The sequence below is a fragment of the Halochromatium sp. genome (assembly GCF_054919635.1).
The window spans coordinates 1-7,919 of sequence record NZ_JBUDPI010000162.1 but is presented as its reverse complement, the minus strand read 5'-3'; the positions used below and the strand labels follow the sequence as shown (position 1 = coordinate 7,919).

The 7,919-nt window shown below is 62.1% G+C and carries 11 protein-coding genes; 9 read left to right on the top strand and 2 right to left on the bottom strand.

Annotation, left to right across the window (positions count from 1 at the left end; genetic code table 11):
- Positions 1–561: ATPase domain-containing protein (locus ACY693_RS10965; protein WP_462321866.1), on the bottom strand; the 561-nt coding region annotated here is incomplete at its 3' end.
- A gap of 399 nt (positions 562–960) precedes the next feature.
- Here ACY693_RS10965 and pufB (ACY693_RS10960) point away from each other — a divergent pair.
- From pufB (ACY693_RS10960) to ACY693_RS10920, 9 genes are all read left to right on the top strand, one after another.
- Positions 961–1,104: a light-harvesting antenna LH1, beta subunit gene (gene pufB / locus ACY693_RS10960; RefSeq protein WP_462321865.1), complete on the top strand. Its 144-nt coding sequence runs from the start codon at positions 961–963 to the stop codon at positions 1,102–1,104.
- A gap of 20 nt (positions 1,105–1,124) precedes the next feature.
- Positions 1,125–1,427, top strand: coding sequence for a light-harvesting antenna LH1, alpha subunit (gene pufA, locus ACY693_RS10955; RefSeq protein ID WP_462321864.1), 303 nt, complete (start codon positions 1,125–1,127; stop codon positions 1,425–1,427).
- Positions 1,428–1,519: 92 nt separating this feature from the next.
- The gene (gene pufB / locus ACY693_RS10950; protein ID WP_462321863.1) at positions 1,520–1,645 is read left to right on the top strand and encodes a light-harvesting antenna LH1, beta subunit; all 126 of its coding nucleotides are present in this window, start codon (positions 1,520–1,522) and stop codon (positions 1,643–1,645) included.
- 54 nt (positions 1,646–1,699) lie between these two features.
- Entirely contained in the window at positions 1,700–1,873 is a 174-nt protein-coding gene (gene pufA / locus ACY693_RS10945; RefSeq protein ID WP_462321862.1) for a light-harvesting antenna LH1, alpha subunit, read from the top strand.
- A gap of 463 nt (positions 1,874–2,336) precedes the next feature.
- Positions 2,337–3,350, top strand: coding sequence for an HMA2 domain-containing protein (locus ACY693_RS10940; RefSeq protein ID WP_462321861.1), 1,014 nt, complete (start codon positions 2,337–2,339; stop codon positions 3,348–3,350).
- 146 nt (positions 3,351–3,496) lie between these two features.
- On the top strand, positions 3,497–5,350 hold the full coding sequence (locus ACY693_RS10935; protein WP_462321860.1) for an alkaline phosphatase: 1,854 nt from the start codon (positions 3,497–3,499) through the stop codon (positions 5,348–5,350).
- A 255-nt stretch (positions 5,351–5,605) separates the two neighbouring features.
- Positions 5,606–5,866 (top strand): ArsR/SmtB family transcription factor, encoded by a 261-nt coding sequence (locus tag ACY693_RS10930; protein ID WP_462321859.1) that lies wholly within the window; start codon positions 5,606–5,608, stop codon positions 5,864–5,866.
- Positions 5,867–5,961: 95 nt separating this feature from the next.
- A complete protein-coding gene (locus ACY693_RS10925; protein WP_462321858.1) occupies positions 5,962–6,321 on the top strand; it encodes a hypothetical protein in 360 nt (119 codons plus the stop codon).
- 155 nt (positions 6,322–6,476) lie between these two features.
- Positions 6,477–6,929, top strand: a complete 453-nt coding sequence (locus ACY693_RS10920; protein WP_462321857.1) for a DsrE family protein — start codon at positions 6,477–6,479, stop codon at positions 6,927–6,929.
- A gap of 251 nt (positions 6,930–7,180) precedes the next feature.
- On the opposite strand, the gene ACY693_RS10915 is transcribed toward ACY693_RS10920, so the two are convergent.
- Positions 7,181–7,919, bottom strand: a 739-nt coding sequence (locus tag ACY693_RS10915; RefSeq protein ID WP_462321856.1) for an ATP-binding protein, incomplete at its 5' end; no start/stop codon positions are given.

Below are 7,919 nucleotides of genomic sequence, written 5' to 3'. Positions count from 1 at the left end.
CAGTCCGTGTCGCGTCAGCGACCTCTCCCCGCGCTCGCCAGTGATGATCGCAGTCAGGTCGCGCGCCTTGAGCCAGCGAAACAGACGTCGCAGCTCGCCGCGCACGATGGCCTCACTGGGCAGGGCCGCAAAGAGGGCGTCGAGGCCGTCGATGGCGACCCGCTTCGCGCCGACCTCGGCGATCGCGCTACTCAGGCGGACGAAGATCCCCTCCAGATCATAGTCGCCGGTCTCCTCGATCTCATTGCGCTCGATCTGCACGCTGTCGAGTGCGACGCGCTGCTGCTCGACCAGCGCGTCGAGCGCGAAACCCAGCGAGTCGACGTTTGCGATCAGTTCGCGCTCGCTCTCCTCAAAGGCCATGAAGACGCCAGGCTCATCGAAATCGCGGGCGCCGCGCACGATGAACTCCATCGCCAGCAGGGTCTTGCCGCAGCCCGCGGCGCCTGCGACCAGTGTCGGTCGGCCCTGAGGTAAGCCACCGTCGGTGATCTCATCGAGACCACGGACGCCGGTTGGACACTTTCGGATTCCAGGGACGCTTTGATCTTGGTTGGACACTGGGCTAGACCTTGGCATAGAGGTTGGCTCAATCCTGGCGGGCGACGCATTGGGATGGGTGGTACCCCATCCGCAGGCAGTCTAATAAAACAGATCGCCGTCGGTATCAATCACAAGAGGGCTCGAGCTGAGGCTCCAGGTGCCTGACCAGCCAGCATGAGTTAGCGCCTGCGGTCCGCTGGCCAAGATTAAGTAAAAATACCTGTAAATCTATCTTGACATCCGAGTATGTCTAGCTAAACTGACGCATGTCGGGTCGGAGATTAGGTGGCTCCGTTCGGCCAGGCTGCTTCCTGACGGCTGACCCGACAATGATCACGGGTCGTGGCATCGAGAGCCGCGACCATCCGCCGCCGAGACGCGGCATAGCCCCAAAGACCCTGAATGGAGGGCGAATCAATGGCAGACACGAAGAGCCTTTCCGGCCTGAGCCCGGAGCAAGCGAAAGAGTTCCACGAACAGTTCAAGGTCACCTACACCGCGTTCGTGGGCATCGCCGCCGTTGCCCATCTGTTGGTGCTGGCCTGGAAACCTTGGTTCTGACAACGCGCGAGATCTGAGTCATGTTCCAGAACGTAATGAAGTACAAGCCAAGCGAGCGGGACTATCTGCTTTGGACCGTCGTGCATCCGGCGGTCTGGCTGATCCCGATCATGGTCGTTGTCCTGCTCATCGCCCTAGCCGTTCACTCGTTCGTGCTCGCGGACGGCAGCAAGTACAACTTCCTGGCTGAGGTGGATGAGGCGCCGGTGGCAGCAGTCGAGACCGTCACGGTCACCGTCGAGCCGGCAGCTGTCGAGGCTCCGGCGGAAGCACCAGCTGCGGCGCCTGCCGAGGCTCCAGCTGCAGCGCCAGCGGCACAGTAAGAGGCATTGCGCACTGAACCGCAGGGTCCAGTCGCTATCGGCCGCCGAATGATCGTGCGGCGTTACCTGGCAATCTGACAGAGGTCATTCCGATGATGGGTCTACCCCCTGATCAAGCGAAAGAGTTCCACGAGCAGTTCAAGATCACCTACACCACGTTCGTGGGCATCGCAGCTGTCGCCCACCTGCTAGTCCTTGCTTGGAAGCCTTGGTTCTGAGCAACCTCGGTAACCTCGTCGACCTCAACATCATTCAACACAGAGGATTAAACAATGGCTGACCAACAAATTCCGCGTCCACGCAACCCTGAAGATGATTGGAAGATCTGGACCGTCTGCCATCCGGGCATTTGGCTGATGCCGATCCTGTTCGTTGTCCTGCTGATCGCCTTGGCCGTTCATTCGGTCGTCCTCGGCAGCGCGAAGTACAACTTCCTCGCCGGCTGAGTCCCCCAATCTGAGACGCTCTCGGTGCTGAGCTGAGGCGTCTGTTGATTGAAGCTAGCGCCGTTCCGCAGGCCCAGAGAGGCCGCGGAGCGGCGCAGTGCTATACGGCCCAGGAGTTGTACGCCAGTATTGGCACGCAATCGCTCTGAAAACGTCTTGGTTCAACCCTGTGGCATGTACCCTGGTCCTTGATCCTTCCTCTAGCTGCCTGACTCGCTGCCTGACTAGCTGCCGGAGCAGCGCACTCCAACGCGTCTAGCCGAGTCAGATCCCGCTTGCATGTGCTGCCGCGGCTTGTTCAGATGGACGCTAATCAGCTCGCGTGACCCCTCGCGGATGTTCTGCTCGTTCGCTCGACAGGGTCGGGCGTCCATGCGCAAATTTTTTGCATGTGAGAAGTGTTCGTATTCGCTTAGAATGCGATCGATGCTTCTTTCTCAGCTTTGCTCATAGCAGTGCCGTCATGTTCGATGCCCTCTCACCGTCTCGGGCGCCGAGGCTTCCCTCCCTGCAAGCGTTGGGCTCGACGTTCAGCGCAGGGGTGGTCCATACCCTGCAGCCGGCAGCGAACCAGCCCGTAAACCAACCCGGCAACCAGCCCGGCAACCAACCTGGACGCCCAGCCAAGGCGCGACAGATGCGGGTGCACCATCGAATCGCAGGACGTCTGCGCGTTTCCATCCCCGCGCTTCGCGGTGATCCGGCCCTAGCGCAGCGCTTGGCGGCGGTGCTTGAGGCCGATGCGGACATTCGCTCCGTCCGCGCGAATCCTGCCTGCGGCAGCCTTGTCATCCACCATCGCCACGACACACTGTCTGCAGACGAGCTGGAGGCTCATCTCGCTTCATTGGTTGATCCATGGCTCGTCGACCAAGCCGATCAGGGGTCTCCCTGGGTAGACAAGCAGGGGAGATCCCCGCAGCGGAGTCAAACGAATACAAGGGTAGCAACACTGGTATCAAACAGGAGGTCTGTGGAGGAGGCTGCTGCTCCCAGCTCGTCACTCCCAGACACCGAGCGAGGTCGCGAACCATCCACCCGGACCCACCGGCCGCTGACCTGGCCGCTCGCGGACCTGAGTCGAGATCGCACCCTGAGTCGAGATCGCCCCCTGAGTCGAGATCGCATAAGGAAGGGGCGGACACGGACGCAGCCGTCGAAGGCCGGCCCTGCCAAGACGGAGCCGACAGCTGCCTCCAGGATTGATCGCGCTTTTTTCTCGGTACCTGAACGCTGCTGGCTATGCGATCTCAATCAGTCCCTGATGCGCGCAATGCTTAGGTTCTCGCTGCGTTGTTGGTGGCGCGATCAGCGTCGCGCGCTTGCGCAGCGTTTCGCCGGTCTTCGGAGACTTCGCCTCGATCCTCGGTGGCGGCGTCTCCATCTGCCTTCGATACGGATGACGCCCGCGCTCCCGACTACCCTCAAGCTCAAGCTGAAGCGGCTACCGTTGATCTCGAGGCAAGGCAGGGAATGAGGTCAGGGCTGATCAGCTCGCCGCCGACTGATGGGGCGGCCGGCTGTGCTCCCGCGACCACCGCCTCAAGGTCATCGAAGCATCATCAATGCTTGGTAAGCTGACAGGCCATCCAGGGGTTAGGCAGCAGATTGGAGAAACAACGGATGCGCTCACCAGGCTCTAAGACCATCGGCACCCGCATCTTCATCATCGCGGTCACGGCTGCGGCCGCGCTTCTTCTGGGGCACCAGCTCTCAGATCGCGATCCACCGCGGCAGATCGGCAACGTCATCTTCCTCCATCCCGACGGCACCGCCCTCAATCACTGGCAGGCCGCGCGCATCTATTGGAAGGGTCCCGATGGCATCCTGGAGTACGACCAACTCCCGGAGATGGCCGTCTACCGCGGCCACATGGCAGATCAACTGACCGGGACCTCGAACGGCGGGGCGACCAGCCATGCATTCGGGGTCAAGGTGCAGGGGCCGGATTCCTATGGCCGTGATCGCGGCCGGCCGATCTTGGCCCTGTCCGGCTATCCCGGCAGCCTGCTACGCGAGGCCGGGTGCCATGGGCATCCGATTGGCGTGATCAACGATGGCGATATCGCTGGCGAGCCGGGCACCGGTGCCTTCCTGGCCGAGACCGATACCCGCGGCGAGCCGAACGAGCAGACCCGTCAGCTGCTCGAGGGGCGTCCGGGTTTCGAGGATGGAGATTGTGATCCGCGCACCGATGCCGTCGAGAACGCTGGTCGGGGCGATCGGCTTCCCGATGTGATCCTCGGTGGCGGCGAGCGCTTCTTCCTACCGATTGGCACGCCACTGTGCCGCGAGCTGAGCCCGCAGCCGCCGGCCGATGTGCTGCCCTTGACCTGCGCGGCGCACACCGATGCCGTCACTGGCGCCGGTCCGACCCGCGATGACGAGCGCAACCTGCTTGAGCTGGCGGACGCGCTCGGCTATGTGATCATGCGCACCCGCGCCGAGCTCGAACAGGTCGCCGCGCAGGTCGCCGCTGATCCAGCCTATGCGCCGCGCCTGCTCGGCCTGTTCGCCGCCGATGATCTGTTCAACGACAGCCGCGAGGAGGCGCTGATCGAGGCCGGTCTGCTCAGACAGCCCGAGCATCCGCTGCCTGGGGGGGGCCTCGACTATGGTGCCGACAAGATCGGCCGCTTAGTGATCTGGGGCCAGCGCCTCGGACAGCATGGCCCCGATGATCCCAACTACAGCGCCGATCCACCCACCGCCGCCGAGATGACCGCTCTCGGGCTGGAGGTCCTGAAGCGGCGCGCGGCGCAGGCCGGCAAGCCATTCGCGGCAGTGATCGAGGTCGAGAGCACCGACAACCTGCCGAACAGCAACAACGCGATCGGCGCGCTGCGGGCGCTCAAGCGCGCCGATGACACGATCGGCGTGGCGCGGGCCTTCGTGCAGACCCGTGATCCCGAGACCCTGCTGCTCACCGCGGCCGACAGCGATGGCTCCGGGCTCCAGCTCCTGAGTCTCCCGCCCGCCGAAGGGGCGATGCCTGGGGCGATCTCGGTGGCGATCCAGAACGCGATTCCGGACGCGATCCCGGAGACGCCGACCATCGCGGTGAACTCCTTCTTCACAGAGACCGGCCAGATCCTAGATTTCCAGGTCGCGACCGATGGCATCGAGGGGGCCAATACCCGCGCCTTCGTCGCCGAGCCCGATGCTCAACTGCCGTTCCGACCCCTGCCGAACCAGGCCACCGATCGACAGCCGGTGCCAGCGCAACCGCTCCTGTTTGCTATCGCCTGGCCCGGGTTTAGCGATTTCGCCGGCGGCATTCTGAGCCGAGCCGAGGGGCTCAACGCGCACTGGCTGGGTGCTGCCGAGCCGCTGGTCGCCGGCGAGCCGCCGTTGCGCGAGCGCTTCGACAACACTGATGTCTATCGTCTGCTCTACAAGACCCTGTTTGGCGTGTCATTACCGAACAGCCTGGGGATGGAGACGGTGACGCGGGGCAGCGCTGCGTCAGCAGACTGAGCACGCGGCCCTTGTCGCACCGGCGGCAAGGGCTCTTAGACCTCAGATCATCGATCCGCTGTTCTCTGGCAGCCTGACTCAGACAGGCTCGATCGCGCTCGCTCGTCTCGTCGCGTCGTTCCTTGTGCCCGACCAACACCTCTTGACTCGGCGCGCCAAGCCGTCTAGCTTATGCGTGAACAGTTATTCAACTGTTGAGGAGTGAGTGGTGTGTCAGCTGAGTTGAGTCGTGCTCAACGCCAGGCTTTAGCGGAAATGTTTGCCTTGTTGGGCGATCCAACGCGACTCGGCATCGTTTTGCGCTGCCGTCATCAACGCCGATCCGTATCGGAGATTGCCGATGCGAGCGGCCTGTCGATGTCGCTGGTGAGTCATCACCTGCGCCTGCTGCGCACCGCCGCGTTGCTCAAGGTCGAGCGAGAAGGGCGCTATGCCTATTACTCCGTCGCCGATGCCCATGTCGAGCACATGCTCGACGATATGGTTGGTCATGTTCGACACACCAGAGACGCCTAAAGGCATGATTGACAGGCGCCGTATGCCTCAGTGTTGTCGATGCGATCGCCGCATGGGCGCGACATCCTGAAACAGCCCCGAGTGGAGCGTGCTTAATGAGCCAAGATTGCCATTCCCATCCCCACCACGATCATCATCATGGTCCTAGCTGCGGCCATCAGGCCCTGCGCCACGACGACCACGTCGACTATCTGCACGATGGGCATCTGCATCATCCGCATGAGGTCGACGGCCTAGTCCACTACGATGAGCACGTCATCGCCATCAGCGAAACGAATCCCGACGGCTGTGAGCACCGCCTCACCGCTTGCCAAGAAGACGGCCACGTGCACGGGCCCGGCTGTGGTCACGAGGCGGTGCCGCACGGTGATCACGTCGACTACATCGTTGATGGTCGGCTGCATCATCCGCACGGCGATCATTGCGATGATCATGGGCCGGTGACGTTGCTCTAGAACGGCGAGCCGTTCTCGACGCACTGGCTGCTAGGCCAAGTCATCACCCGGTTAGGGAGGCGCAGCGGGGCACTGCTGCGCCGGGCCGGGGTCGCTCGCTGTCCGCGGCGTTAAGCTATCGTGTCCGATCACCTTAACCAACCGGAGATTGAGCGATGAAGAATCGGTTCGTGCTGACGATTGTCTTACTGTTGTCGTTGATGGGCTTGTCCTGGAACGCCCTGGCCGAGGAGCCTAAAGGCGGGTTGTTCGTCAACCTGACCACCGATGACACCTGGGCGGCCACCAAGGCCATCATGTTTGCGCATGAGAAGGTCTTGAAACGCGGCCACAAGCCGGTGGCAATCTGGCTCAACGTGCGCGGGATCTACCTGGCCGATAAGAAGCGGCCATCGCATGTCCACGGTCTGATGAAAGAGCAGGGCAAGTCCGTTCAAGATATGCTGCAGGCGTTTGCAAACGACGGTGGGCTGGTCATCGCCTGCGCTGCCTGCTCGAAGGCGGCGGGCCTCACCGAGGACGACTTCATCGACGGCGTTCAGATGGGGAATCCAGACCTGGTGCTCGGCATTCTGTTCGATCCAACGGTCAAAACCCTGTCTTGGTGATAGGCTTGGCTCGGTCAGCCTCTGACTCAGATTGTCGTCGGTGACTCGACTCAGTCGAGCCCGCCGGGCTGGCTCGCTGAGCTGCGCGGCAGGCACACGCCAGAGACCGAGGAGTACGGTATTACCAGTTTCGTCTACGAGGCGCGCCATCCCTTCCATCCGTAGCGGAATTGGTGGTGCCGATGCAGTTCTTCCTGCGATAACGGCCTGCTGGTGGTGGCCACCGTGCAGCTATCCTGCCTTCAGCAGGGTTACAGCGTCATTTCCGTGAAGTCTTCAAAGGTATCCGGCGTGACATAAATCGCCTCATTGGCGTGAGGAAATTGCTGGTAGAACACTTCAAGTGCCTCGTCGTGGCGAAGCTTCGGCTCGCCATAGGTCACCTGAATGGGCGTCGCCCCCTGCGGCGTGTTGACCACAAAGTCCACTTCGCCCTTGCCTTTCCAATAGCTGATATCGGCGGTCTTGCGGCGCAATATCAGATAGACCAGGTTTTCAAAGTCCTTGCCCAGGTCTTGCCCGGTGCGGGTGCTGACGGCCCGACGCAGGCCGGTATCAATGGCGTAATACTTACGATTGTGCCGTGCACGTTTGGCTTCGGAATAGGCAAAATAGGGACAACTGAATAGTAAATAGGCATCCTCACAGGCCTGCAGATAATGGCTGACAGTTTCTGGGCTCAATTGCACCGCACCGGCGATGCGGCGCAAGCTCAAGTCCGAGCCCACCGAATCCATAACCATCTTCGCCACTGCCTGCAAGGGCCGGCTCGATTTGGCCGATACCCGTTCACGAATATCCTTCTCGACGATATCCAGGAAATACTGCTGTAGCAGCCGCTCGGGCTGCGGAAATTCCAGCGCGGCCGGAAAGCCGCCCCGGCGGATAAACTGCTCCAGATCACCCGGTTTTGCCCGCTGCCGGAATTCCGATAGATCAAAGGGAAACAGCTCATGGCGCAAATGCCGCCCGGTCAGCGCGCGGGCCAGC

Bases quoted from the DNA above. Each gene is read 5' to 3' on its own strand.
- pufB (WP_462321865.1), top strand. From the start codon at position 961: ATGGCAGACACGAAGAGCCTTTCCGGCCTGAGCCCGGAGCAAGCGAAA.
- pufA (WP_462321864.1), top strand. From the start codon at position 1,125: ATGTTCCAGAACGTAATGAAGTACAAGCCAAGCGAGCGGGACTATCTG.
- pufB (WP_462321863.1), top strand. From the start codon at position 1,520: ATGATGGGTCTACCCCCTGATCAAGCGAAAGAGTTCCACGAGCAGTTC.
- pufA (WP_462321862.1), top strand. From the start codon at position 1,700: ATGGCTGACCAACAAATTCCGCGTCCACGCAACCCTGAAGATGATTGG.
- ACY693_RS10940 (WP_462321861.1), top strand. From the start codon at position 2,337: ATGTTCGATGCCCTCTCACCGTCTCGGGCGCCGAGGCTTCCCTCCCTG.
- ACY693_RS10935 (WP_462321860.1), top strand. From the start codon at position 3,497: ATGCGCTCACCAGGCTCTAAGACCATCGGCACCCGCATCTTCATCATC.
- ACY693_RS10930 (WP_462321859.1), top strand. From the start codon at position 5,606: ATGTTTGCCTTGTTGGGCGATCCAACGCGACTCGGCATCGTTTTGCGC.
- ACY693_RS10925 (WP_462321858.1), top strand. From the start codon at position 5,962: ATGAGCCAAGATTGCCATTCCCATCCCCACCACGATCATCATCATGGT.
- ACY693_RS10920 (WP_462321857.1), top strand. From the start codon at position 6,477: ATGAAGAATCGGTTCGTGCTGACGATTGTCTTACTGTTGTCGTTGATG.